At 46.3% G+C, this 24,045-nt stretch carries 24 protein-coding genes and 1 tRNA gene; 16 read left to right on the top strand and 9 right to left on the bottom strand.

From position 1 onward, the window contains the following. Window positions 1-328 precede the first annotated feature (328 nt). The gene (locus CUJ83_RS07170) at window positions 329-1,447 is read right to left on the bottom strand and encodes a TIGR04013 family B12-binding domain/radical SAM domain-containing protein (protein WP_230741609.1); all 1,119 of its coding nucleotides are present in this window, start codon (window positions 1,445-1,447) and stop codon (window positions 329-331) included. A 135-nt stretch (window positions 1,448-1,582) separates the two neighbouring features. Here CUJ83_RS07170 and CUJ83_RS07165 point away from each other — a divergent pair, with 135 nt between their 5' ends. From CUJ83_RS07165 to CUJ83_RS07150, 4 genes are all read left to right on the top strand, one after another. Beyond that, complete coding sequence (locus CUJ83_RS07165; RefSeq protein WP_230741608.1) at window positions 1,583-1,744, top strand: HNH endonuclease; 162 nt, start codon at window positions 1,583-1,585, stop codon at window positions 1,742-1,744. A 182-nt stretch (window positions 1,745-1,926) separates the two neighbouring features. Then, window positions 1,927-2,175, top strand: a complete 249-nt coding sequence (locus tag CUJ83_RS07160; RefSeq protein WP_230741607.1) for a hypothetical protein — start codon at window positions 1,927-1,929, stop codon at window positions 2,173-2,175. Window positions 2,176-2,185: 10 nt separating this feature from the next. Next, entirely contained in the window at window positions 2,186-3,358 is a 1,173-nt protein-coding gene (locus CUJ83_RS07155; RefSeq protein ID WP_230741606.1) for a hypothetical protein, read from the top strand. Between the two features lie 234 nt (window positions 3,359-3,592). Then, window positions 3,593-5,653, top strand: coding sequence for a sodium-translocating pyrophosphatase (locus CUJ83_RS07150; protein WP_230741605.1), 2,061 nt, complete (start codon window positions 3,593-3,595; stop codon window positions 5,651-5,653). A 308-nt stretch (window positions 5,654-5,961) separates the two neighbouring features. Here the strand turns inward: CUJ83_RS07150 and CUJ83_RS07145 are convergent, their stop codons facing one another. Further along, window positions 5,962-6,855 carry a radical SAM protein gene (locus tag CUJ83_RS07145; RefSeq protein WP_230741604.1) on the bottom strand — a complete coding sequence of 298 codons (894 nt, stop codon included), beginning with the start codon at window positions 6,853-6,855 and terminating at the stop codon, window positions 5,962-5,964. Between the two features lie 301 nt (window positions 6,856-7,156). Then, window positions 7,157-8,395, bottom strand: a complete 1,239-nt coding sequence (locus CUJ83_RS07140) for a 2,3-bisphosphoglycerate-independent phosphoglycerate mutase (protein ID WP_230741603.1) — start codon at window positions 8,393-8,395, stop codon at window positions 7,157-7,159. Between the two features lie 216 nt (window positions 8,396-8,611). Here CUJ83_RS07140 and CUJ83_RS07135 point away from each other — a divergent pair, with 216 nt between their 5' ends. Beyond that, window positions 8,612-9,022, top strand: coding sequence for a hypothetical protein (locus CUJ83_RS07135; RefSeq protein WP_230741602.1), 411 nt, complete (start codon window positions 8,612-8,614; stop codon window positions 9,020-9,022). A 9-nt stretch (window positions 9,023-9,031) separates the two neighbouring features. On the opposite strand, the gene CUJ83_RS07130 is transcribed toward CUJ83_RS07135, so the two are convergent. Together CUJ83_RS07130 and CUJ83_RS07125 are read right to left on the bottom strand one after the other, a co-directional pair. Continuing rightward, window positions 9,032-9,622 carry an endonuclease dU gene (locus CUJ83_RS07130; RefSeq protein WP_369423939.1) on the bottom strand — a complete coding sequence of 197 codons (591 nt, stop codon included), beginning with the start codon at window positions 9,620-9,622 and terminating at the stop codon, window positions 9,032-9,034. Beyond that, window positions 9,594-10,358 carry a YhfC family glutamic-type intramembrane protease gene (locus CUJ83_RS07125; RefSeq protein WP_230741600.1) on the bottom strand — a complete coding sequence of 255 codons (765 nt, stop codon included), beginning with the start codon at window positions 10,356-10,358 and terminating at the stop codon, window positions 9,594-9,596. Before CUJ83_RS07125 ends, CUJ83_RS07130 begins: the two co-directional genes overlap by 29 nt. Before the next feature lie 97 nt (window positions 10,359-10,455). Between CUJ83_RS07125 and CUJ83_RS07120 the strand changes: the two genes are divergently transcribed. The 3 genes from CUJ83_RS07120 to CUJ83_RS07110 all read left to right on the top strand — a co-directional run bounded on the left by CUJ83_RS07120 (window position 10,456) and on the right by CUJ83_RS07110 (window position 11,814). Beyond that, complete coding sequence (locus tag CUJ83_RS07120) at window positions 10,456-10,902, top strand: universal stress protein (RefSeq protein WP_230741599.1); 447 nt, start codon at window positions 10,456-10,458, stop codon at window positions 10,900-10,902. Between the two features lie 65 nt (window positions 10,903-10,967). After that, window positions 10,968-11,510: a GNAT family N-acetyltransferase gene (locus CUJ83_RS07115; RefSeq protein WP_230741598.1), complete on the top strand. Its 543-nt coding sequence runs from the start codon at window positions 10,968-10,970 to the stop codon at window positions 11,508-11,510. 94 nt (window positions 11,511-11,604) lie between these two features. After that, window positions 11,605-11,814, top strand: a complete 210-nt coding sequence (locus CUJ83_RS07110; protein ID WP_230741597.1) for a hypothetical protein — start codon at window positions 11,605-11,607, stop codon at window positions 11,812-11,814. 9 nt (window positions 11,815-11,823) lie between these two features. Here the strand turns inward: CUJ83_RS07110 and CUJ83_RS07105 are convergent, their stop codons facing one another. Beyond that, entirely contained in the window at window positions 11,824-12,003 is a 180-nt protein-coding gene (locus tag CUJ83_RS07105) for a hypothetical protein (RefSeq protein ID WP_230741596.1), read from the bottom strand. Window positions 12,004-12,252: 249 nt separating this feature from the next. Between CUJ83_RS07105 and CUJ83_RS07100 the strand changes: the two genes are divergently transcribed. The 3 genes from CUJ83_RS07100 to CUJ83_RS07090 all read left to right on the top strand — a co-directional run bounded on the left by CUJ83_RS07100 (window position 12,253) and on the right by CUJ83_RS07090 (window position 15,329). Then, a complete protein-coding gene (locus CUJ83_RS07100; RefSeq protein ID WP_230741595.1) occupies window positions 12,253-12,666 on the top strand; it encodes a hypothetical protein in 414 nt (137 codons plus the stop codon). Window positions 12,667-12,991: 325 nt separating this feature from the next. Next, window positions 12,992-13,942, top strand: coding sequence for an LppY/LpqO family protein (locus CUJ83_RS07095; protein WP_230741594.1), 951 nt, complete (start codon window positions 12,992-12,994; stop codon window positions 13,940-13,942). 388 nt (window positions 13,943-14,330) lie between these two features. Then, entirely contained in the window at window positions 14,331-15,329 is a 999-nt protein-coding gene (locus CUJ83_RS07090) for a C45 family autoproteolytic acyltransferase/hydrolase (RefSeq protein WP_255668407.1), read from the top strand. 86 nt (window positions 15,330-15,415) lie between these two features. On the opposite strand, the gene CUJ83_RS07085 is transcribed toward CUJ83_RS07090, so the two are convergent. Then, window positions 15,416-15,487, bottom strand: a tRNA-Ala gene (locus CUJ83_RS07085). A 294-nt stretch (window positions 15,488-15,781) separates the two neighbouring features. Here CUJ83_RS07085 and CUJ83_RS07080 point away from each other — a divergent pair. After that, entirely contained in the window at window positions 15,782-17,107 is a 1,326-nt protein-coding gene (locus CUJ83_RS07080) for a sensor histidine kinase (protein ID WP_230741593.1), read from the top strand. Window positions 17,108-17,222: 115 nt separating this feature from the next. Here the strand turns inward: CUJ83_RS07080 and leuS are convergent, their stop codons facing one another. Together leuS and CUJ83_RS07070 are read right to left on the bottom strand one after the other, a co-directional pair. After that, entirely contained in the window at window positions 17,223-20,039 is a 2,817-nt protein-coding gene (gene leuS, locus CUJ83_RS07075; protein ID WP_230741592.1) for a leucine--tRNA ligase, read from the bottom strand. A gap of 282 nt (window positions 20,040-20,321) precedes the next feature. After that, complete coding sequence (locus CUJ83_RS07070; protein ID WP_230741591.1) at window positions 20,322-21,188, bottom strand: hypothetical protein; 867 nt, start codon at window positions 21,186-21,188, stop codon at window positions 20,322-20,324. 824 nt (window positions 21,189-22,012) lie between these two features. On the opposite strand from CUJ83_RS07070, the gene CUJ83_RS07065 reads away from it, so the two are divergent. From CUJ83_RS07065 to CUJ83_RS07050, 4 genes are all read left to right on the top strand, one after another. Beyond that, on the top strand, window positions 22,013-22,762 hold the full coding sequence (locus CUJ83_RS07065; RefSeq protein ID WP_230741590.1) for a 4-phosphopantoate--beta-alanine ligase: 750 nt from the start codon (window positions 22,013-22,015) through the stop codon (window positions 22,760-22,762). A gap of 69 nt (window positions 22,763-22,831) precedes the next feature. Beyond that, window positions 22,832-23,134 (top strand): glycine zipper domain-containing protein, encoded by a 303-nt coding sequence (locus CUJ83_RS07060; protein ID WP_230741589.1) that lies wholly within the window; start codon window positions 22,832-22,834, stop codon window positions 23,132-23,134. 10 nt (window positions 23,135-23,144) lie between these two features. After that, entirely contained in the window at window positions 23,145-23,540 is a 396-nt protein-coding gene (locus CUJ83_RS07055; RefSeq protein WP_230741588.1) for a phage holin family protein, read from the top strand. Beyond that, entirely contained in the window at window positions 23,527-23,982 is a 456-nt protein-coding gene (locus tag CUJ83_RS07050) for a hypothetical protein (protein WP_230741587.1), read from the top strand. The genes CUJ83_RS07055 and CUJ83_RS07050 overlap by 14 nt, the downstream gene beginning before the upstream one ends. Window positions 23,983-24,045 lie beyond the last annotated feature (63 nt).

The following is a 24,045-nucleotide window of genomic DNA, read 5'->3' as shown; positions in this document are numbered from 1 at the left end:
AATTATAGCATGTTTGGTCCTTATTGCTCTGTACCGTATGTTCTTTATGCAAATGTCAGTCCATATTTTATTAAGCTTAACACAAAGTCAACGAAGGGCACGGTTTTTTCACCACTAATCGCTCTAAGGGCTCGAAGGTCCACTAACTTTCACCACGAAGGGCGCTAAGGGCTCAAGGGTAAACAAATTTTTTTTGGATATGATAACCTTCTGAAAAAGTCCTTTATGTACCCTTGTGTTCCTTTGTGCGCTTTGTGGTGAGCGTTAGTGTGCCTTAGTGGCCTTTGTGGTCTAAATACCTGGATTTAGACAGCACCAATTTTGTTTTTCATTTTTTCATCTTTTTCTTATCCGACCATGAGCCCGTCAGCCTGCCGCCCAGCGCCAGCTTTCCCAGCAGCTTTTCAACCTCAGGGCTAAGCTCCGCGGGTGTCGTACCGGCAAGTTCGGTGCCCGGCAGGGGCATAAAATAGTGTGCTCTTATTTTCCCGCCATCCTTTATTATTGTCCTTATGCAGTCTATCGTCAGCATCTGGTCCTCTTCATTCTCGCCGGGGAGCCCGAAGATAAAATCAACGACGGGCGTGAGGCCGGCGTCACAGACTCTTTCCACGGCCACTATCACGTCAGATGCGGTATGTCCCCTGTGAATGGCCTTTAGGACTTTATCGCTGCCCGATTGTCCTCCGAGGTGTATCTCCTTGTTCGCGCAGTAAGCATTCACGAGATCCAGCATTTCCGGTATCACGAACTCCGGCCTGACCTCCGATGGGAAAGTCCCGAAGTAGATATTGCCGGAAAGCGAACTTAACAGCTTTTCTACCGCCTTAACGTCAGGGGTAACGCCGTTCGAGCCGTAGGCGAACGCGTTAGGCGATATCAGCCTCTTGTCCTCGTAAAACTTATCGTATTTGCATATCTGCTCGACGCTCCTGTGCCTCATCCTGTGCCCGAATATCCGGGGCGTCTGGCAGTATGCGCAGTTCCACGGGCACCCCCTGGAGATCTCGATCGGGCCGAAAAGCGGAGGCTCAAAAGGAGGATATTTATTCAGATCGACGTATTCCCTTTTTTCGGTAAAAACGACACTCTCGTTATCTTTATAGGCTATCCCCCTGACACCGGATACGTCTTTCCCTTCGCGTAAAGCATTTATTAATTCGGGCAATGTCTCTTCGCCCTCTCCTATGACGACATAATCGAAATATTTTAGAGTTTCCCCGGGGCATCCTGTCGGGTGCGGCCCTCCGGCTATAAAAACCGAGTCCGTCTTTGCGCTCCTCACTTCCTTAAAGACGTCCTCTGCCTGCAACGAGGCGAAACTATAGAGCATTATGCCGTCCTCAGGACCCTTGACCAGTCTGCGGTCTTTAATGACCGCGCCAAGCACGGCTATGCTATAACGGTTTTTCGGGTTCCAGCGGAAATTTATCTTAAGATCTTTCATCGAATTTCATAGAAAATAGCCGCTAAAATCATAAAACGTTATTGGATACCGATCATATCAAAAGCCCTTTCCTTGCAGGTCGCCGTTATGACCGGACATAATTTATAATTTAATGATAGGGCTATATTTTTTGGGATGAAATGCGAGATATGTAAGAGGGAATTACCCGAATGGTCGCTGGAGGAACATCACCTCGTGCCCAGGGAAGAAGGGGGATCAAAGGGAGATAAGATCTATGTCTGCATAGCCTGCCACGACCATCTTCATAAAAAAATAAACAATAAAGAGCTGGCTTAAGAATATAACACGATCGAGAAGATACTTTCCCATCCCGAAATATCCCGGTTCGCAAAATGGATATCCAGGACAAAAAAGGTCAGGACAAAAATAAGGTAGTCAGGTAGCTAAAGAATAACTGTATATATCAAACAACGAAAGTATCATAAATGATTACATATTATACTTTCTAGGTTATCGCTATGGAAATCACTCAGGTCATGCTATATGCGGTGATAGCAATACAGGCTGTCCTGGTCTTGCTCTCGATCTATTTCTACTCATCATATAAGCTCCGTATGTTCATTTTTATGGGGCTGGGGTTCTTAGCGCTGCTCATATCCAGCGTGATACCTTTGTTCCTGACAGGTACCGACACGGGAATATATTCCCTGCTGCTCCAGGCTGGCGCAGGGCTGTTTTTCGCGACAGGCATATTAACGGCCGTATGAGGTTTTCCACATGCTGATATCCGGTAAAAAGACCTTGTTCGAAGGGATCAGTTCAAGAGAGTACTATAAGCGAAAGAAGGAGCTAAGGGCGTCCGGGTTCAACGGGTGCGTCCATATCATATTTTCTGATTTCGAGGCTATGATATTTTACTCAGGCGGAGAAGCGATGACCGCGCTTGAGGAATCTAACCGGTGGATGAGCATGGGTGCAAAGTACGTTGAGCCGGTAGAGAATAAAGCCATTGTTTCAGACGGCGTCATGTCCGCATATGAGCTTTCGAAGAACATCCTGGACCTTTTCCTGAATGGAAAATTAGTGTCGATGACCGAAACGGAGCTTGGCGAGTATATTTCCCTTAAATCGCTTATAAAGAACATCAGGAAAGAGCGCAATTCCTGTATACTGAAACTGGAAGATAGCCGGTCTAAAGGATATATGTATATGAGCTCGGGCATAGTTCTAAGCTCCTCTTACTCTGCCGGAGACGAGAAGCTATCGGGAGAGGAAGCGCTAAGTACGATGGAATCGTCCTATTCCGGGAAGAGCGTATCTGCAAAGATATACTTTATAGAGGCGGCCAGGCATGAGAAAGAAGTGCCGACCACCATTGAAGCCCTTTCTCCGGAAGCCTTCTTTAAGGGGCCAAAAGCCGCTGCGCCATCGACCCCCGTCGAGGCCAGGCCTGAAGAAGCGATGAAGATCAAGGCTCCGGTAGAAAAAGTCACTGTTAAGCCGGTTGAAGTAAAGGCTGATATTGCCCCCTTACAGGCACCAAAAGAAAAAGCCGTGACATCAGTCGAGGCTCCGGTAAGCGGAATAAAGAAGCCTGCCCCTAAAAAGATCGCCGCAGGGCAAAAAGAAGTGCAGGTGGAAAAGCTGATCGAACTAAAAGTCGTATCAAGCGAAGATAAGGCATTGAACATTAAGCACAGGTCAAAGTACCGGACACTCGAAACGCTGGAGGAACGCAATATAGCATGGGTCGACGAGAAGGCATTGAGGTCTCTCGGCGTGCAAGAATCTGCTAACGCATATCTTATCATTCCCGGCGGAAAAAAATACCCTGTTAAACTGGAGCGAGTCCCGGTATACAAAGAAGAGGGCAGTTCAGTGATACTCCCGCAAAAGCTTAGAAAGCGCCTATCTCTGGATACTGGCAGTACTCTGGGTATAAAAGCCTGAGACTCATTTTTAGCGCTCATTTTGGATATTATCGGCTGTTAAGCAGTAAATGTTATAAATATGTACTATTATTACTAATACCAAGTATCACCATTCATGTAAATTGTAGATTGTGATCTATCACAATCTTACACAGGCTCTTAAAAAAACGGTCCGGGAATCAATGTCTCGGTTTACCATGTTGCTATATGGTGGTTGATCGATCATATAAATTTCATAGGAGGATAAATCTACATGGATTATACCATTCTGGCACCGATCGCAGGTGCTCTTGCATTGGTATTTGCCGGTTACCTTGCATATGCAGTCCTCAAGGAGAATGCAGGTTCCCAGAGGATGAAGGAAATATCCGGCGCGGTGCAGGAAGGCGCGATGGCATACTTGAACAGACAGTACACTACCATCGGCATATTTGCGATAGTGCTCGCTATCATATTAGGCGTATTTATCGGCGTCTGGGTCGCCATAGGCTTCCTTGTGGGCGCTGTACTGTCCGCTGTTGCCGGTTATATCGGCATGAACATATCGGTCAGGGCAAACGTCAGGACCGCCGAAGCGGCAAAATCCGGGCTTGACAAGGCATTATCGGTCGCTTTCAAAGGCGGAGCGGTCACCGGTCTTGCTGTCGTAGGTCTTGGTCTTATTGGCATTAGCGGTTTTTACATCCTTATCGCCAACTTCCTTACCCCCGCAGGCTCTGAGATGAACCTCGCTCCTCTCATAGGACTTGGTTTCGGTGCGAGCCTTATCAGCTTATTCGCCAGGGTAGGCGGAGGCATTTTCACAAAGGCGGCAGATGTAGGCGCTGACCTTGTAGGCAAGGTCGAGGCAGGCATCCCCGAGGATGACCCGAGGAACCCCGCTGTCATCGCAGACAACGTCGGTGACAACGTAGGCGACTGCGCCGGCATGGGTGCCGACCTGTTCGAGACATACGTCGTAACGGGGCTCGCAGCGATCTTACTGGGAAGCTTCCCTGAGATACAGAACTATCTTATCGCTAACATAGGATTATCCGCAGCAGCTGCGGAGAACCTTGCGACCTACCCGCTTCTTCTCGGCGCCATGGCCATATTCGCATCGATCATCGGTGTGTTCTTCGTAAGGCTTGGCTCCAGCAAAAAGATCATGGGCGCCCTGTATAAGGGACTTATCGCGTCGACCATCATATCTATCGGATTGTTCTTCCTTGCGACCGAGATACTTCTTGACGGCAACTGGGGCATCTTCCTCTCGTCGCTTGTAGGTCTCGGCGTCATGGCCTCAATGGTAGTGATCACCGAATACTACACCGGTACCGATCACAGGCCGGTCAAAGAGGTCGCAAAGTCGTCACAGACAGGCGCAGGAACGAACATCATTACCGGTATCGCGATGGGCCTTGAGGCAACCGCACTTCCGGTGCTTGTCATCATCATAGGCATATTCCTCGCATACCAGTTCGCAGGCTTATACGGTATAGCGATCGCCGCAATGGCAATGTTATCCGTCACAGGCATAATCGTCGCTGTAGACTCCTACGGCCCGATCACTGACAACGCAGGCGGTATAGCCGAAATGGCAGACCTGCCGTCCGAAGTCAGGAAGATCACCGATGCGCTTGACGCAGTAGGCAACACGACCAAGGCGGTCACTAAAGGTTATGCTATCGGCTCGGCGGCACTCGCGGCACTGGCGCTGTTCGCAGCGTTCAAGGCTGAGATCCCGGGCGGAGAGCTCCTCGACCTTTCGATCGATCAGCCAATAGTCCTCATCGGACTGTTCATTGGAGGAGCACTACCGTTCCTGTTCAGCGCATTCTGTATGCAGGCAGTAGGAAAGGCAGCCTTCGCCATTGTCAGCGAGGTCAGGCGTCAGTTTAAAGAGATACCGGGCATCATGGAAGGAAAGGCAAAGCCGGACTATGGAAAGTGTGTTGACATAGTCACTCTGGCAGCGCTCAAGCAGATGGCTGCTCCGGGTATTCTCGCGGTCATCGCTCCGCTTATCGTAGGATTCGTACTCGGTCCTGCAGCATTAAGCGGTTTACTTCTTGGTGTTATCGTAACCGGTCTGCTGCTGGCTATTCACATGACTTCCGGCGGTGCCGCATGGGATAACGGTAAGAAGTACATAGAGACAGGCAACTATGGCGGCAAGGGCAGCGATGCCCACAAGGCGGCAGTAGTAGGCGACACTGTAGGCGACCCGTACAAGGACACCGCAGGCCCTGCGCTGAACGCCCTTATCAAGGTCATGAACACAGTATCGCTGATATTCATCGGCCTGATATCCACATACTACCTGTTAAAATAAGTTGGGTGAAAAACCCAACCCCCTTAATTTTTTTTAATTTATAGATTTTCAGTTTTGATTAAATAATTACAAAGACAATCAGTATCCACGATTTTTTCACCACTAAGCGCACAAAGGCACACAAGGGTACACAAAGGACTTTTTCAGAAGAATTATCATATATTTAAAAAAAATTTTTGTGAACCTTACTCACATTTGAGCCCTTAGTGGTGAAAAAATCGTGTCCTTTGTGTTCCTTTGTGGTGTAACAGAACTTCATAAAGGGTTTTAAAAAGAGTAAAAAAGTGCCCATGTTGGGCACTATCCGCTTATGCGTGGTAGTATTCGCCTCTGGCGACACGCTGCGCGGGCGATATGGACTCTTCCTTGCCCGGTACTCCGCACGCGTCCGCACGGCACTGCTTGCAAAGCCTGAACTGTGGCAGGTACTTTTCAGCTGTTGCCCTTGCCTTTTCAAGGTCCGAGCATTCCGGAGCTTTCATTCCGGCGAACTTGTAGAGCGGGATCATCGGTATGATGTTCATCAGTATGGCGCCCTTCTCGGCCGCCATCTTCGCGATAGGCTCGATCTGTTCCGCGTTTATCTCAGGTATAAGCACGGTGTTTACCTTGACTATAAAGCCGGCCTTGACTGCGGCTTCCACTCCTTTGATCTGGTTCTCGATGAGGAGCTTTGCGCCTTCCTCTCCGCGATAGGTCTTATTGTGGTACCTTATCCAGGAGTAGATCTTTGCGCCGACCGCCGGGTCAATGGCGTTAATAGTGACAGTGACGCTGTTGATCCCGACCTTAACAAGGTCATCTACTTTCTCTGCAAGATAAAGGCCGTTCGTGGCCACACACTTGATCAGGTTCGGGTGTCTCTGGTGAACAAGCTTAAAGGTCTCGATAGTCTCCTCGTTCGCAAGGGCTTCACCGGGTCCGGCGACTCCTACGACTCTCAGGTTCTCGACCTCTTTTACTGCCTGGTCTACTCTGTCCGCGGCCTCCTGCGGTGTCATCACTCCCGAGGATACTCCGGGGCGGTGCTCGCACTTATCTATCTTTCTTGTACAGAAATTACATTGAATGTTACATTTTGGGGCAACGGGGAGGTGTATCCTTGCCGTAGAAAAATGGGCTTTTTCGTTAAAACACGGGTGAGCAGAGGTCATATGCGAGAATTTTGACTTCGGACCCTGGTATACTTTTAATTCTTCCATGTCAATCTCCATTAATTCAGGTTATACTCTATGATTAGTATTTTCGTTACGCTTAATCTATTTTACTATACCAATACTGTACATCGCATTTAGTTAAAAAATATTTCGGGAAAAAGCAGTCCGACTTCTTGCGATGTTCATATCTTTACAAAACTTAATTATAAGTTTATTTTAGTCAATAAATACTTTAGGGTAGTATATAAGCTTACAGAAGAGCTATTTTTTTATATTCCATTGAAAGGGATTTTATTATAGCCATCTAATGAAAAAAGATGTTGCCAAAAAATAAAATTACAGGGGCTTAAGCCCCAAATTTTTTGGTCAAATTAATAAGGTCAAGGACTATCGGCATCAGGTCCATGCCCTTGATGCGACATAGCCCGCCCTTGTAAGCCACGAGCTCGTTGTACTGCGTCACGTCATCGACCCTGACACCTGCACCGTTGATCAGGACCGGTACAGGGTCTGCGGAGTGGTCCTTTATGGATACAGGTGTGCTGTGGTCCACTGTCACTATGACTATGGTATCCTTGAGGTCGAGCACGCTCTTTAACGCCTTGTCCGCGCTTTCCATGTAAGCCACTTTCTTTTCGAAGTCCCCGTCATGACCGGCCTCGTCGGCCCCCTTGATATTTAGCAGCACGAAATCATGCGTATCAAGCGCTTTTACGGCCTTTTTTACTTTGGCCGCCACCTGGGAACCTTCGACTTTTGCCTCTTCGCCGCTTAAAGGCAGATATTCCAGGCCGCACATCTTGCCTATGCCTATAATAAGGCCTGCGGCTGCGACGACGGCTCCTTTTAGATGGTATCTGTCGTAAAAGTCCGGTATGTGAGGTACCATGCCCGCGCCCCTTATGAGTATCGAGTTACCGGCTGGAAGCCCGTTTTTTCTCCTCTCGACATTTATCGGGTGACTGTCAAGGGCTTCGACGACCTGCTTTGATACGCTATTGACTATTTCTGCGGTCCTTTTTGCCTCAGGCGAATCATTCGTGGCGTGGCATTCTTTTATGGGCGAACCTTCTTTCTTCGGGTCCGTGTCGGTTATGTCAGCAGAAAGTCCCTTTCCTCTCAACACGAGAGCTGCCCTGTGCCCTGTAGATCTCTTGAATATGATCTCCACTCCGGGGACTTTTACCTTTTCAGATATGGTTTTCTCCAGTTCATCTGTTTCCTTTATTCTTCCAGCCCTTCTGTCTGTAACGACGCCATCCTCTACCGTCGCGAAGTTACACCTGAAAGCGATGTCGCCGCCTTTTACCTCTATGCCGACACCTGCCGCTTCGAACGGTCCTCTGCCCGTATAGTACTCATACGGATCATAACCCAGTAATGCGAGATGGGATGTATCCGAGCCCGGCCTGACGCCAGGGGATATCGTGTCCATTATGCCGTTTATTCCCTCGGCAGCAAGCCTGTCAAGATTTGGCGTCTTTGCGCGTGACATCGGCGTGGCGCCGTCAACAGGCCTGTCCGATGCGCCATCCAGTACAATAAGCATTATCTTTTTCGCTACTGTTGATGTAAAAGTTGACATAAGATCATATATACATCTCTCCCATAACCTATAAAAATTATGAACTATCGGGAAACGCGAGGCATTTTTATTATTGTACGATTTTTCTCAGGAAGCAGCCTTAACGCACGTCCCTCGGGATTTTTTTCGGCTTGCTTTAGCTAAAAGCTATCTCTTTTTATAACTACTTTTTTGTAACAATATGCTTTTATATGTTTTTATTCAATATGCATTTGGATGTCGAGCATCGATAAGATAACAAGAGATGAAATAAAGAACAAAGTAGATGTCGTGTTCAAGGACATCAGAAAGGCGAACACGCCGGAAGAGGTCGTATCCCGCCTCGTTGAGCTATCGGACTTCATCGATAAGGAAAACCTTACGCCTCAGCAGCTTAACGAGTTGAGCGGTATAGGGAATATGGCCATCATGAGGCACTATTATTATGAGTTCTTTGACCGGCTTGGAGTTATGCTATCCTTAGTCACGGCCAGCATACTCGCAGGTACGACAATAACTGCATTATATCTTCTATACGAGAGCGGCAACCTGTTCAATTATTTCGGGACACTGGTCCTGCTGCCGTTTGTCGTAATGCCTCTATACCTGTTATTTTATGGAAAGAAATGGAACTGGTTCAGCAATTGAGCCGGGCTATCATGCCCTCTTTTTTGACTCTCCCAGGATAACTCCTGTGGCTATTATGTGAGCTACTCTTATCGGCTCGGGTATTCGACTATGAATTGAGGTGGCCTGTACGATATTGGCCGCATCCTGTGCCTCAATACCGTACGCCTGTATAAATATCGGCTTACCTCGCTTGATGGTTTGCACTTTTATGATATTCCCTGCCCGGGTGATCATTTCGTATCTTCCCTCAGGATCCGACAGGTTTTTTAGCGCCTCCTTTATTTTTTCCATATCGGGCATCTCTCTCATGATAACTATCACCGGCAGACGGGTCCTTTCGTATAGCTCTCGCAAGTCCACGATATTAAAACCGCCAAAAGTGATACCATTTAGCATGACAGCTCTTATCTGGCCGTAGTGTTTGCTCCCGCATATCATCTCGGATAGCCTGACCGTGGCATCAAACCCATCCCTGGTTATGTCAGTTCTCAGAACTCCTTCAAGCCATTCGCCTCCCCGCATTATCGCTCCTACGATCATGATCTTATCCGAGACGAGCGGGGAGTCATCAATTCCCAGTACCCTTATCTCAGGCTTTATATGCGTCTCTTTCACCAGCCACATACTTATTTTTAAACCATATCGTACCGATGTAGGCCAGAATTCCGAGCAATACCACATACCCTTCAATGAGCACTGTCCCGGAGAACCCCGTTAAATAATAACCCGCTATAGGTATCACGGCATCAAGGGCTGTCTTAAATAAGACGGAGACGCCCAGCCATCTCAGGTCGTTCAGCTTTACAGCATATATTGCGAGCAGCGTCGCAAACACGTGGCATAATAGCGTGAAGGTTCTCTCAATTATTGGAAGGGGCATATACTTTAATGAAAATTGGTCCTGAACCTCTGCGGAAAGCGTGCTGACAAGATCGGGCATCAGGATATATGTCATTATGGACAGCATTGATAATAGGCCTAAAACGATAGCCTCTGCGCCGCCGAACCCTATCCCCACAGCTATCGCCTCATTAAAGTTCATCTTCGATAGCTTTGTCATCTTAACCACTATGTACGTGATACCGCTCTCGAACAATCCCGTCCTTACGCCCACATATAATGATATCAGTATCAGGAAAGGAAGAATGCTCATATTGGCCAGCAAAAATTTTTGTAAAGGCTGTGAGATCGTCAGGTCCATGGCGAGCTTTATGCCGATAGCTATCGCCCAAAAAATTCCGCCATAAAAGAAATACTCCAGGCCGGGCTTCTTTTTCAGATACCAGTAAGCGATCGCCGCCACGCCCACCGTGACCATTCCGGCCCCGGATAACAGGTTTAACACGCTGACCATATGATATGCTCCATACCTATTTTCTTCAAGATATCTTAATTTTCACACACTTGTATACAGTTAAACTTTAAATTTATTGATATTGTATCTTTTTAATGTGTATAAGAATATCCTGGTCCCCGTTGATGGCTCCGAGCAGAGTTTCGGAGCAATAAATGTGGCCGGTGTCATCGCATCTTCATGTAATGCCCGTGTCACTTTATTCCATGTACGTAAGCCTCCCGAGAGTGTCGTGACCGATATTATCACTGAAGACAAGCTTTTTTCTCTCCCGCTTATCGAAAAGGAGTCGGAGATGTTTGAGCGGTGCATGGAAATGCTGGGCAAGTTCAATATAAAGCCTTCGATGAAGGTCGTCGAATCAGACGACATAGCCGGGCAAATAATATATGAATATAACAGCGCTAATTATGATGCCATTATTATCGGGCACAGAGGAAGGACCATGTTGAAACAGCTTGTACTGGGCAGCGTCGCGAACGCTGTGCTGGTGGAGGCTCAATGCCCGGTCATCATGGTACATGTCCCGAGAAAGCAGGATTAGTTCATATCTCGTATCCAGGACTGACTCTTCTCATGACCTGTCCATATAATCCATAAGTGATGACGATGTTGTGTCAAAAGATCAGTGAAGACCTTGAGCTAAGGCCGCTTGAAGAAGAAGATGCGGAAGAGCTGTTCGCCCTGGTGGATAAGAACAGGGAATACCTTCGCAAATGGCTCCCATGGCTGGATGCCAACACCTGCGTGGATCACTCGAGAAATTTCATTCTTCTGTGCATAGATAACAGTCTCAATAAAAATGAATACCATACGGGCATCTGGCATTACGGCCGGCTTGCAGGGCTTATCGGATGCCATGGCATCGACAATGTTAATCTTTCCGCAGGTATGGGCTACTGGCTGGGGGATGAATACCAGGGAAAAGGGTTGATGATAAGGTCATGCAAGGCGATGATCGACCATGCGTTCAATGAGCTTTACCTGAACCGGATCGAGATAAGATGTGCCGTAGAAAACAAAAGGAGCAGAGTGATCCCGGAGAGACTGGGATTCGTAGAAGAGGGAACGCTGAGAGAAGCAGCATGGCTTAATGATCGTTTCATTGACCTGGTCGTGTACGGCATGATAAAAAGGGACTGGCAAAGTTAAAAAAGGCCATGCTATGATGTGATCATGCTCTTGCCGGTGCCGGGCTTCTTTTTTGTTATTTATTTTGATTTGTCCCTTATAACTGAATAAATCTGTGGAAATGATGTTAGGCAAGGATACCAGATATGATACTGGTGATCTCATGCCTTCCTATACTCCCCTTAAAAAAGAAAAGAAAATGGATAAACCATCCGGTGCCAGTGTAAAAGAAACGGGCGCAGAGCTGGCTGAAGAGAAACGCTATCAAGAGGCAAAGAAACGACACGAGATCATTGATGATTACAGGACTACGATAGATAAATAGCCATATCATTCACCAGATCTTGATCCTTTTTAGGAATCCTGAACTATCGTCGTTATCTACCTCAGGCCTTATTTTCCGGGTACATAATATGCTGCATTTTTCACAGTTCGGGTCCTTCTGACCTTTTAACCTACAAAACCACGAGTCCAAAAATATCAAATATTTGCATTTTTCTATGGAATCATCCATACGATTTTACTCCACATGCCTTTAAAAAGGCTAACAACCTTATCCTGTTCACAGGTATTTAAGTATTTGTTCTATTTTATTTGTTGTTAAAATGTTATATGATGATTTCTTGCTATATTTATTTTCTGTTGTCGTAATATTCCATATTTATTCGTTATACTGAAAATTAAACTACGGTTTGGTTCGTAGTTTACATAACGCTTAATATCACTGCGGTAATACTTTATTATCGTAAGAATGGTGACTAATATGAAGACTACCACCTTGATAGGTATTTGCGGTTTTGCGATCCTGGCCATACTGGCCCTTATATTCATACTATCGGACAGCGGGAACTTGCAGGCACTGGACGGCAAATACACTCAAGAGGAAGCTATGGATGTCGCAAAGGAATTCGTCCTCGCGGATGAGACCTTCAAGTTCGACGGCATGGCTGACACCTTAAAAATATACCTCAACGAGGCTTACGGCCCCGGAGAATATGAGTTCATAGCCGAGTTCGATTGCGCCCACGGCGGATACGGCGACAGGACCGGACAGATGGTCACGCAGGCCATAACCCCCCATAAAGCCTACATCGCCGTCGATAAGAACAAGGTCACAGCCGCTATGCTTGACGGCCAGTGGGACATGTTCCTCGAAATGGACATGGTAGACCAATAATAAATAGATCCGGTGCACTACCTCCTTGCACCGGGAATTTTCTTTTTTAATCTCATAACTTTAGGGAATAGGATATAAGCCATAGATTGGCAAGCTAAGATGTATGACGGGCAATGCGAGAAAGTATCGATAAAAACCTATAAATTTAGCTCACATTCTGACGTTATATTCTTTTTTGTGACGTATCTTAAATTGAATTTGCAATTTCAAGTTTATCGCTAACTGTTTTAATTATGGGTATTTAGCGCGCTATAAAGAGTGAACTATTTTTTCTCGTATAAAATTGTGATTTACCCTTAATACAAATAATTCATGGTGGGGTAAAATGCGATTGAGCGTATGGCAATGGCTATGTATCTGCATTGTGCTTCTAATGGCAGTATCTCTTTTCGGCAGTGTCAAAGATATAAAAAACAGAGATATGAAAATTAGCAATGTGGGATGGGAGCCTGTCGAACATGCATTAGGGAAAAATGGGACTATGTTGCCGGGCGGTGTTTTCATGGTCAGCCTTCCGAGAAATGATATTGACCTGATGATCGGGGATGTTCAATTAAAACCTGCTTTTGGCCTTGATTCCTGGGTTGCGTTCATGGATATGGGTGATGGGGCGATGATGATGGGCGACCTTGTATTAACGGGAGATGAGATATGGTCTGTTCAGAAAAGGATCCAGCAGGAAGGTATTGATATAACCGCCATCCATAATACGCTCATCGGCGAGACCCCGAATGTTTTCGACCTGCATATTGGCGGACAGGGTGATCCGGTAGTTATGGCTAAAAAAGTTCACGACGCTCTTTCATTGACGAATATGTCGTATAATTCATCTAAAGAGACTCCTGAGGTTAGTTCAAGCATTGATCATTCTCGACTTGACCGGGTAATGGGTTATAATGGCATACTGGAGGATGGCATCTATAAATATGATGTCCCAAGGGCGGAGAAAATCATAGATATGGGCATGGAGATACCGCCTACCATGGATGTGGCCACTATGATCAAGTTCCAGCCGTTAGGAGGCGAACGAGCTGCGATCACCGGCGATTTTATTCTTGTATCTACCGAGGTCAATCCAGTGATCCGTGCTTTAAATGATAATGATATAAAAGTAGTAGCTTTGCACAGTCATATGTTGACCGAGGAGCCTCGTATGTTCTTCATGCACTTTTGGGCGACGGGGAATGCGTATGAACTGGCTCAAGGAATTCATGAAGCAATAAGCAGGACTAATAGTACTAAACCGAATATACCTATTACTCCTCGTACTGATTAATTTTTCAATAATATAACATATTTAATATTTTAAAATACTCCCTCACATTACTTTCAAAGGAGCGCATCGAGCTATACGTCGAAACGGCCGTAAAGCATGCCGTTAAATTATCCTAAAAACAAAGAAGAAAAGATTGTCGATTATTAAAAATAGGCTAATGGACACGTCGGGAATTGAACCCGCGGCCTATTCCCCGTCAGGAAAGCTCACTTTTATGAAAACTAGTGTATGTGGCTCATCGTGTTCATTGTAAATGGCGACGTAAATACTATCCGGGCACTGGCAAGCATTCTGTAAATTTAAAATTATTTTTTCAATTAAATTTATTTCGGCATCTATAAATACCAACTCTGGCTTATTAGTTTAAAGAAAATGGGAGGAGAACAAGTTGTACCACCCAAGGTTTAAAGGCGATCATTATGAATTCGGGATGAAATGCGGGCGATTACTTAAAAAGAATAATATTGATTTTTTTGGTTTAATAGACCTATCACAGGAGCAACTTGCCTTTGGAACTGGATCAGAACTCATATTAAGGAAGTATTTTCCCGAAGCATGTCAGGAAATAAAAGGTATTGCAGACGGACTCATGTATCCGTACGAAAAATTTTCCGCGTGGCTTATGTGTGTAAGCGTCTGCCTTGAAAAAAAGGGTTGTACGATGTTCGCGTTCAAAAAGGACGACAAGGTCTTTTTCGGGCGGAATAACGATCTGCCGCCAGTATTTAGAAAAATAAGCAACAGCAGCTTATATTCGCCAATGAACGGGCATTCATTCATTGCGAACTCCTCCGCTTTTGTCATCGCAGAAGATGGCGTGAACGAAAAAGGGCTTGCTGCCGGAATGACGTTCGTATGCCCGAAAGAGCTTAAGCCAGGATTGAACTCAATGGTTTTCGTACGCTACATCCTGGAAAGGTGTGCGACTGTCAATGAGGGTATCGAGGCTTTACAGTCTATACCCATTGCCGGGGCATGGCATGTGATCTTAGCGGACAGAAGCGGCGATATCGCACATGCAGAATGCTGTGCCGATAAGATCCATATAGAAAAAAAGGACGCTGACGCCAGCTTTGTCATAGCATCTAATAATTTTTTATCCGATGAAATGAAACAGTTTGAGAATATTACGGACCTGTATAATTCTATGGACCGGTATAGAACCGGTTATGACGCGTTAAAAAAGGGATTTGACTCAGACTCCATACAATATGCCAGGGATATTCTGGGCGGAAAGTACGGATTTATGTGTCAGTACGAAAAAGGGCTTGATTTTGACACTGTGTGGTCGTCAGTCTATGATCTCAATGAGGGCCGAGTGTATAGAGCTGAGGGTAACCCTAAAAATATCCAGTATAAAGAGGACAAACGCCTTAAGTTCACTTAATAACAGGCCAGCGAGTCTCCTCACCAGCCAGCGTGATTGTATCGTGCAAAAAGAGATTTGTTGTAAAAATTTTGATAAAAATTCTATGGACACGTCGGGAATTGAACCCGAGGCCTCTTCCATGCCAAGGAAGCGATCTACCCCTGATCTACGTGCCCTTCTTTGTGAACATAGACGATGTTCTAGCACATCATAGTGCGGTATATGCTATAAATTTATCGGTAGATGTCAAGTATCGTGAATATCTTTTAAGTCCTTGTTAAACAACACCGTACAATACGATCCGTTTACAATGTGCACCCCTGCCGCGAATTTTATACATTTGCATCGTTATCTTTTTGCACATTTAAGATACTTCTATATTATATAATTTATACATCTATAATAATAAAATACAATAATAGATAACTTTCAAAAAAATCGCACTCAAAATCGCATCCATATAGGGCTTTATGACGAATGGGAATAAAATATATGAAAAGCTGATCCGGGAACTTGAAGACCAGCGAGATCGTATAAATTATTTACTCGATATAATACGAAGAAAAGAGCTAGTAGATATTACGTTTCATGAACAGCTTCATTTTTTACAGGAACTTATCGACTCTATACCAGTTCCCATATTCTATAAAGATATGAATAGAATATACCGGGGATGTAACATCTCTTTTCAAAAATTTCTCGGGTTGACAAAGGATCAAATAGTGGGGAAGACCGTCTATGATGTCGCGCCAAAGGAATTAGCCGATATTTATTATAAAGCCGATAAAGAGCTATTTGAAGCAGGCGGAATTCAAAGGTATGAAAGCTCCGTCAGGGATGCTGAAGATGAGTTACATGATGTGATATTTCATAAAGCTGTTTTCCATGATACGAAAGGAGAACCGGCCGGCATCGTAGGTGTCATACTTGATATAACGGACCTGAAAAGGACTGAAAATGAGTTAAAGATGGCGAGAGACACGCTGGAGTCACGGGTCGAAGAGCGTACAGCAGACCTAAAAAAAGCTAACATCGCGCTCGGGGAAGAGATACTGGAGCGGAAAAGGATAGAGGAACAGCTTCAGGAGTCGAAGGCAGAGGTGGAATTATATATTGACTTAATGGGCCATGACATCAATAACATGAACCAGATCGCCATGGGTTATCTTGAGCTGGCTCTTGGCAGTCTAAAATCCACCGCGAAAATAACTGATGATGAATTGAACTATGTCGAAAAATCCCATGAAATGATGGTAAATAGCTCAAAGCTGATAAGCAACGTCAGGAAGCTCCAGAGCCTAAAATCGAAGGAAATATCATTCGAGTCAGTCGATATCGGCAAGATGATCGAAGAAGTCAGGGATGAATATCAAAATAACCCCTGGAAAAAAGTTATCATTAACCTTAATTTCGCTCCCAAAACGGGCTATTTTGTTTGCGCTAATTATCTATTGAAGGACGCGATCTCAAATATCGTAGGTAACGCCGTGAAACATTCGATAGGAGACGTATGTATAGATATCTATCTAAATAAAACATACGAGGATTCAGATCAGTACTATAAGTTGACCATAGATGATAACGGCCCGGGTATTCCGGATGAATTAAAAGAAAAGGTATTCAGGAGATTAGAACGAGGGATGTCGAAGGTCAAGGGTACTGGCCTCGGGTTATACCTGGTGCGTATGCTGGTCGAGTATTTTAACGGTAAGATTTGGGTCGAGGACCGTATTCCCGGGAACTATGGGATGGGGAGCAGGTTTGTCTTAATGCTGCCCGCAAAAAACCGGGTATGATTTTTTCTTGATCTTGACGTAATGATGGCAGGAGCTATGTCATCATTTATTACTATTGAAACTGACAATTCAAAAAATGGTAAATCAAAAAATAATGGGGTATACAAACCCCATTTTATATCTTGACGTATATCGCAGGCCTTCCCGGTATGGCGTGCCTTCTCTTTTTCTCGGGGTCGAACTCGGAGTCTATCTCCACTTTCATCCCGATCTCACGGGATATGAAGTCCCTGGCTTCCTCAAGGATCTCCTTCTCGCTCACTCCCGATGGCACAAGCCTGTCGGCGACGACTTTCTGGATGTACTTGCTTACTTCCTTGCCCTGCTTGCGCATCTCTTCCTCTGCCATGACTATCTTCATGGCGTCGCCCATGTTCTTTCCGGCGGCAAGCTCAAGTGCCCTGTACTTCCAGCCTTCCGGAGTGTAAATATAAGCCTCGCTGGCTTTCTCCAGGTGAGCCACCTCTATGATCTCCTGAAGGTCTTCTATTACGCTCCTTACGAAGTCCTCTGACCTCTCTATCGACTCGTCTACCTCCACGGTCTCGTCCCAGGAAGGGTACGGGGATTTCGCGATAAAGCCCTTGCCGCCTATTATCTCCCAGATCTCCTCGCACAGGTGCGGGCAGAACGGGGCGAGAATCTTTGTCTGGACTTCTATGAACCACGATATCACGCGCTTATTTGGCACGGGTGTCCTGCGGATGTACCAGCGCAGGTAGCGCTGCATGTCAAAGTATCCGCGCTGTATAGCGGTACGGAAGTCCATGTTGTCCATGGCGTCCTTCGTGAGCTTGATCGCCTTTATTGTGACGGATTCGAGCCACCTGTCTATGTATTTCTCATCTTCCCTTCCCTTTCCATAGCTCTCTGTGGCAAAATCGTACCACTGGGAAAGTTTCGGGCCTGCCGTACGGGCGAACTCGCTGTCCCAGTTGGGGTCCTCGAGGCCCTCTCCGCCGTACATCAGCGTAAGCCTCGTGGCGTCGGCGCCGTACATGTCGCATATCTGGCGCAGGGTGTATATGTTACCCTTACTCGACGACATCTTCTGTCCGTCGAGCTGCAGGAAACCATTGACAGCAAAGCCTTTTGGCCAGTACTTTTCCGGGAATATGGCCGTATGGTTGAACAGGCTGAACGAAAGGTGGTTCTGCACGAGGTCCTTTCCGCTGCTCCTGACGTCGAACGGATACCAGTACTCGAACTCCTGCTTCATCTTAAGCAGCAGCTCCATGCTTATGCCGGTATTTTTGGATACTTCCTCCGCCCGGCCTTTATTAAGGAATATGAACTCAAAGAACTCGTCCGTCAGCGACTCGGGCTTGATCGTCGATCCGCCGTGCTCGAGATATTTCGCTATGGTGTAGTATGCCATGTATATTGTCGAATCGGAAAGCGACTCCACCATCCAGCGCTTGTCCCACGGAAGCTCGGTGCCGAGGCCGTACTCTCTGGTGCACGCCCAGTCCTTGAGCCAGTCCAGGACATACTCGAACTGCTTTCTCACCTTTTCCGGATAGAGCTTCATATTGTCGAGAGCCTTATGCGCCTGCGCTTTCCATATCGGGCTGCTGTAGTTCAGGAACCACTGATCGGATACTATCTTCACGACACATCTTGTAAGGTCTCTGCAGATCACAGGGTCCGGCAGCTCATAGAATATCGCCGCCTTGCCGCTGTGAACGAAGTCGCTGACCAGTTCCATCTTGGCTTCCATGACCTTCATGCCTGCATACTTGCCAGTATTCTTATTAAGGAGGCCGGTGTGGAATTCTTTCTTATAGATCTCCTTGGTGGCATCGTCGAGCTTCGGGTCGTTCTGGTCCTTGATGTTCATCTGCTCCACTATCTCTTTGGCGGGGAACTCTCCGAAGTTCTCTATGGTGATCAGCGGGATAAGTTTCATTCCGCTTATGATATCCATGTTGATCCCGAACTTTTCGGGGTCGTTCTCTATGTCCCTGAGAGCGGCATAGTCGAACGGCGCGTGAGCCGGCACTGACATGACGACACCGGTACCCGTTCCGGGCTCCACGAACGTAGCGGGCAGTATCGGCACATCGTTACCCGTCACCTCGTTCATGACTCTCCTGCCTATGAGCTCCTTGCCCGGGAACTTTTCAATGACACTGACCTCGAATTTCTGGTTCTCAAGCTTCTCTATGGTCTCCTCCGAGACTATCCATTCCTCGTCGTTGACCTTTGCCTTCACGTACGTCACGTCGGGGTTAAGCCACAGGTTGGTGGCTCCGAACGCTGTCTCCGGGCGGTATGTTCCGCACGGAAGCACCGTCTCGCCGAGCCTGAACTTGATCAGGTATATTTCCTCAGGTGTGACACCTTCGCCTTCAAGCCTTGCATGATCGCCTACTGGCGACTTGCACCTCGGGCACCATACAACGGGGTGCTCTCCCTGGACCACGTACCCTCCGGCCTTCAGCTTCCTGAACTGCCATTTTATGAACTGGTCATAATAAGGGTTAAGAGATGTCGTGATGAAAGTCCTGGACCAGTCAACTGCAGCCCCTATCCTCTTAAGGTCCTTCATAGTCTCCTTAGGGAAGAACTGTGTCCAGTATACCGGGTCAGCGAACTTTGGTATCTCCTCTTCCGGGATGCCCATCTTTTTGAGGATGTCCATCTGTTTCTTTTCGCCTTCGGCGATCCTCTCGGCCGCAGCCACTATCGGGGTGCCGGTGCAGTGAAAAGCGAACGGGAATAATACGTTAAAGCCCTGCATGAGCTTATATCTGCCAAGGACTTCTGCACGCATGCCGCTGAAGGCCCTGCCTATATGGAAATACCCGTTCATGTAAGGGTACGGGAACGTGATGAAATACTTCGGCATCCCGCTTATCACGGAAGGCTCAAATATTTTCGACTCTTCGTACTTCTTCTGCCACTTCTCTTCAATTGATCTAAAATCCATATGACACCCTCGATCGAACAAAATGATTGTAAGTTATGTTTGTACTTGTGGTAGTCTTATATAACTTTGTGGCTATAAGGCTTTTCGTTTATATATTTTCTACCAGCGACGCGCTATATGATAAGCGATTATAATATGTCTAATAATTTTAATACAGAAAAATACATTCTCATTGGTCCATGCTCATTACATAATGTAAGTGCGATGTGATAATGCTGTACGCAGGCATAATGCACTGCCTGCAGTATCACTATCATTAATAGCCATCGTTATTATGGCCGCTCATTCGACGATGAATCCCTGCATCCATACTATGCCGCTTATGTGGTCGCCTACACGTACCTTTTCCTGGATGGCGTTCTCCGTTGCGCAAATATAAAAGTCCGTATGATCGCCGTCAATCCCGGTCTTCAAAGATGTCTTAATGACGTAAGCTTTCTTTTCTCTTATCCTGAACTCTTTGACGCCTTTTACGATACCGCGGAAAATGTAGTCGTCCAGGTCACCGTTCTCATATCTCGTCGCAAGTTCCATCTCTCCCAGGACCTTCGGGACGGCCTGGCTTTTCTTTTCCGCGAGAGGTGCTTTCCTTGCCCTGGTAAGAACGTATGCGACACCCGATAACAGGACTTTGACGTCCTTGCCGGGATAATACTTGTTCTTGTTAGCAAAATATAGCGTGTCGAAAAACGATATGGCAGAGCCGTTCAAGAATATCTCCAGCTGCCCTTCGTATGAGTTCTCGCATTCCGTGATATTCGTGAGCCTCGCAGGTGTCGGCTTGCCTGCGCTGAAAAGCGGGTATGTCGAGAAAATATCCCCGTTCCTTGTCAGCGTTAAGAACTTGAGATACCTGTCGCCGGAAATGTACCCGGAGATATTATCATCCCCGTAGAGCACTGTCTTCTTTTCGCTGGACGACTTAAGGTTCTCTTTCCCGATACTCTCCGCCTCTTCATCGTTCCTGGCTATGACTCTAAAATGACCGTTATGGTTTATGTCTTTCTTAAGGCTGTCCGGTGATCTTATCCTTTTGCCGGCCTGCTCCACCGTCTCATTTCTAAAATGCTTAACTTCCGGAACGTTTTCTAAAGAATGCTCGATCTTCGCAGGCTTTCTGCCCAGTATATTCCTTATCTTCGCTAACATAGCCCCCCGACCTTCTAATCGCGATAGGGTATGCTATATCCTTAAATCCTTATTAAATTTTCTTATGAGGCATAAAGGACATTTTATTGGGTTTTCGGCGTATTGGATCCAGGTTTATTATGATATTAGCCTTTTTTGTTTCTTTCGGATGGCAGGTAGACACTAATTTCACGAAAACACAAAATCACTAAATTTTTTAATATTTAAGATCTCTAAGGCACAAAAAAAATTCACTCACCAAACCTCTAAGGCTCTAATTTCACCATCAAAGCTCTAACTGCTCAAACGCTCGACTTAACGCGCAAAGTGCTCAAAGCCTCTAACACTAAAATAAGGCTCTAAAACACTAAAACACAAAAGTTTAAACCACGGTTGGTGTTGCACCGTATCATCATTATATCCTGTATGCCTCATCCAGTTAAACGGAAACCGTGCCATTAAACTTTCGTGGTTTAGAGGAGATTAGTGTCTTGTCTTAGTGTTGGAGGATTCGTGTTCTTAGTGCGTTGAGCCGTGCGTTTGAGCAGTTAGTGCTTTGATGGTGAAATTAGAGCCTTAGAGGTTTGGTGAGTAAAAACATCTTAGAGCTTTCGTGCCCTTAAAATCTAAAAAAATTTTGTGTTTTTGTGGTTCTGTGAAATTAGTGTCTACCTGCCATACAAAAGGAATGACCTGAAAAAGTCTCTCAAAACTGTATATAATAAATTCCGTTATTGATCCTGTCATAAAGGCCATTAACGTATTCATTTTTAAGCGAGGAACGGCGCTATTTTTCCAAAACCATTAAATAATTATCTTCTCATTCATACACTACCCGTGATACAATGACAGAGATACCAGAGGATCACCCGCGATACATGTCCCTCGTCACGAGGGAAATGCTCGTCAAGGGCGTGAATGACGGAATTACGAGCATGCAGGGCCTTATCGCCCAGGGCCGCGGAGAAGCTTTTGATTACCTTATAGGAGAAAAGACTACCGGAACGGCGATGAGGGCAACAAAAGCGGCAGCAGCCATGCTGCTTCTGGCGGAAAGGCCGGTCATATCCGTGAACGGTAACACTGCCGCGCTTGTCTCTAAGGAGATATGCGAGCTTTCAAAGCTCATTGACGCGCCGGTGGAAGTCAATCTTTTTCACAGGACCGAAGAAAGGGTCGGAAAGATCGTGAAAAGATTGAGATCTGACGGATGCATTACTATCTATGGCGATAATCCTGATCGCCTTATACCGGGACTATCACATGACCGGGCTAAGGCATCTTCCGAAGGGATATGGGCGGCCGACGTCGTGCTCGTGCCGCTGGAGGACGGGGACCGCTGCGAAGCGCTGATACGGATGGGGAAGAAGGTAATAACCATTGACCTGAACCCGCTCTCCCGCACCTCGAGGATGGCCACGATAACTATAGTCGATAACATAGTCAGGGCAATACCTAACATCCATGCGTTTGCGCTGGAGATGAAAAGCATGTCGCCGATGGAGCTTCAGGAGATCGTTGTCGAGTTCTCTAACGCGGAGTCACTGTCAAGGAGCCTGGAGGATATTGCAGAGAACCTTAAAAAGTTACAATAGTATCGCTTTTTCCTTAATAGGTTACAAACTATTTTATATTTTAAAATTTAATAGTAACTTGGTGAAGATATGGAACATAACGTTGAACGTGTCGTTGATTCCACTGTCCAAAAAGCTGAAAGCATGAAAATCCAGACTGCCGAAGCATTTGAAGATGCGGCAAGGAAGTTAAGGGAAGCAAGAGTTTCCGTTAAGGGAGATGAGGTCAAGGCCATTATCGCAGATGTCGAGGCTAAGACTCACCAGCTTAAGATGGATGTGGAAAAGAAGGTCGAACCGGTAGAAGACTTTATAACGGAACATCCGTTCGCATCTATAGCGATAGCTGTAGGCGTAGGGTTTATTTTCGGCTCACTGATGAGACGCGACTAGGAGGGCTGCATTGCACGAGGAGGGCGCTGGCCACGAGGAACTCCGCTCCGACCGGACAGGTTCGGTCGAGGAAGAGTTTTCGAACATGGTCAGATTCATTGACCTGTACATAAGGCAAAAAATAGACCTGTATATCCAGAACTATGTACTGGACCCGCTTGATTTCATCATAAAACAGGTCATATACCTCTCCGTGCTGGCTTCCCTGCTTGTGGTCGGCACGCTGTCGCTGGCAATAGGGCTGATACTTTTCATATCCACGCTCATCCCATTGTGGGCCGCATTGATCATAGCGGGCGTTGTGTCCGTCATACTTGCGGGCGCCATAGCATACATCCTGTTCTCCAGAAAGCTTGTCATGAAGACGCCAAAGACATCGGAGCTGACAAAGGTTGACGACGTATAAGAAACCTGTCACGGAAGACGACCTGCGCGTCACCGAGGAGATGATCGGCAGATCCTTCGGGAACCTGAAGAAAGCCGTACTTAAAGTGCCTTCTGATATTGTCAGGCCAGTTACTGATCTGGTGGAGGAGCACCCGTACGCCACGATCGCGGCAGCGGCAGGCACCGGGCTTATAATCCACGAGGCCATACGCATCGCCACGCCAAAGGTCGTCGTAAAAGAGGTCCCTGTACCGGTAAAGGAAGGGGAAGCGGAAAAGCCCGCACCTAAAAAGGGGCCGGATATCATATCTCAGCTAACGTCCCAGGTTGTTTCCATGGCGACCCCGTATGCCATAGCATACCTGGAAAAAGAGCTGGCGAACATGTTCACAGGAAAAAAGAGTGAATATACGGCCGTGAAAACAGAAACTGATAAAGAGCCTATAAAAGCAGAAAGATAAAATACTATTTTTTATGGTCTTTACACTTTTCGAATTATCTTTAAGGTTATTATTTTCGGATCG

It is taken from the genome of Methanooceanicella nereidis (assembly GCF_021023085.1).
Lineage (GTDB): Archaea > Halobacteriota > Methanocellia > Methanocellales > Methanocellaceae > Methanooceanicella > Methanooceanicella nereidis.
The sequence above is the reverse complement of the archived record's forward strand: the minus strand, read 5'-3'. Positions and strand labels throughout refer to the sequence as shown.

Bases quoted from the DNA above. Each gene is read 5' to 3' on its own strand.
- CUJ83_RS07170 (WP_230741609.1), bottom strand. From the start codon at position 1,447: ATGAAAGATCTTAAGATAAATTTCCGCTGGAACCCGAAAAACCGTTAT.
- CUJ83_RS07165 (WP_230741608.1), top strand. From the start codon at position 1,583: ATGAAATGCGAGATATGTAAGAGGGAATTACCCGAATGGTCGCTGGAG.
- CUJ83_RS07160 (WP_230741607.1), top strand. From the start codon at position 1,927: ATGGAAATCACTCAGGTCATGCTATATGCGGTGATAGCAATACAGGCT.
- CUJ83_RS07155 (WP_230741606.1), top strand. From the start codon at position 2,186: ATGCTGATATCCGGTAAAAAGACCTTGTTCGAAGGGATCAGTTCAAGA.
- CUJ83_RS07150 (WP_230741605.1), top strand. From the start codon at position 3,593: ATGGATTATACCATTCTGGCACCGATCGCAGGTGCTCTTGCATTGGTA.
- CUJ83_RS07145 (WP_230741604.1), bottom strand. From the start codon at position 6,855: ATGGAAGAATTAAAAGTATACCAGGGTCCGAAGTCAAAATTCTCGCAT.
- CUJ83_RS07140 (WP_230741603.1), bottom strand. From the start codon at position 8,395: ATGTCAACTTTTACATCAACAGTAGCGAAAAAGATAATGCTTATTGTA.
- CUJ83_RS07135 (WP_230741602.1), top strand. From the start codon at position 8,612: ATGTCGAGCATCGATAAGATAACAAGAGATGAAATAAAGAACAAAGTA.
- CUJ83_RS07125 (WP_230741600.1), bottom strand. From the start codon at position 10,358: ATGGTCAGCGTGTTAAACCTGTTATCCGGGGCCGGAATGGTCACGGTG.
- CUJ83_RS07115 (WP_230741598.1), top strand. From the start codon at position 10,968: ATGTTGTGTCAAAAGATCAGTGAAGACCTTGAGCTAAGGCCGCTTGAA.
- CUJ83_RS07105 (WP_230741596.1), bottom strand. From the start codon at position 12,003: ATGGATGATTCCATAGAAAAATGCAAATATTTGATATTTTTGGACTCG.
- CUJ83_RS07100 (WP_230741595.1), top strand. From the start codon at position 12,253: ATGAAGACTACCACCTTGATAGGTATTTGCGGTTTTGCGATCCTGGCC.
- CUJ83_RS07095 (WP_230741594.1), top strand. From the start codon at position 12,992: ATGCGATTGAGCGTATGGCAATGGCTATGTATCTGCATTGTGCTTCTA.
- CUJ83_RS07080 (WP_230741593.1), top strand. From the start codon at position 15,782: ATGACGAATGGGAATAAAATATATGAAAAGCTGATCCGGGAACTTGAA.
- leuS (WP_230741592.1), bottom strand. From the start codon at position 20,039: ATGGATTTTAGATCAATTGAAGAGAAGTGGCAGAAGAAGTACGAAGAG.
- CUJ83_RS07070 (WP_230741591.1), bottom strand. From the start codon at position 21,188: ATGTTAGCGAAGATAAGGAATATACTGGGCAGAAAGCCTGCGAAGATC.
- CUJ83_RS07065 (WP_230741590.1), top strand. From the start codon at position 22,013: ATGACAGAGATACCAGAGGATCACCCGCGATACATGTCCCTCGTCACG.
- CUJ83_RS07060 (WP_230741589.1), top strand. From the start codon at position 22,832: ATGGAACATAACGTTGAACGTGTCGTTGATTCCACTGTCCAAAAAGCT.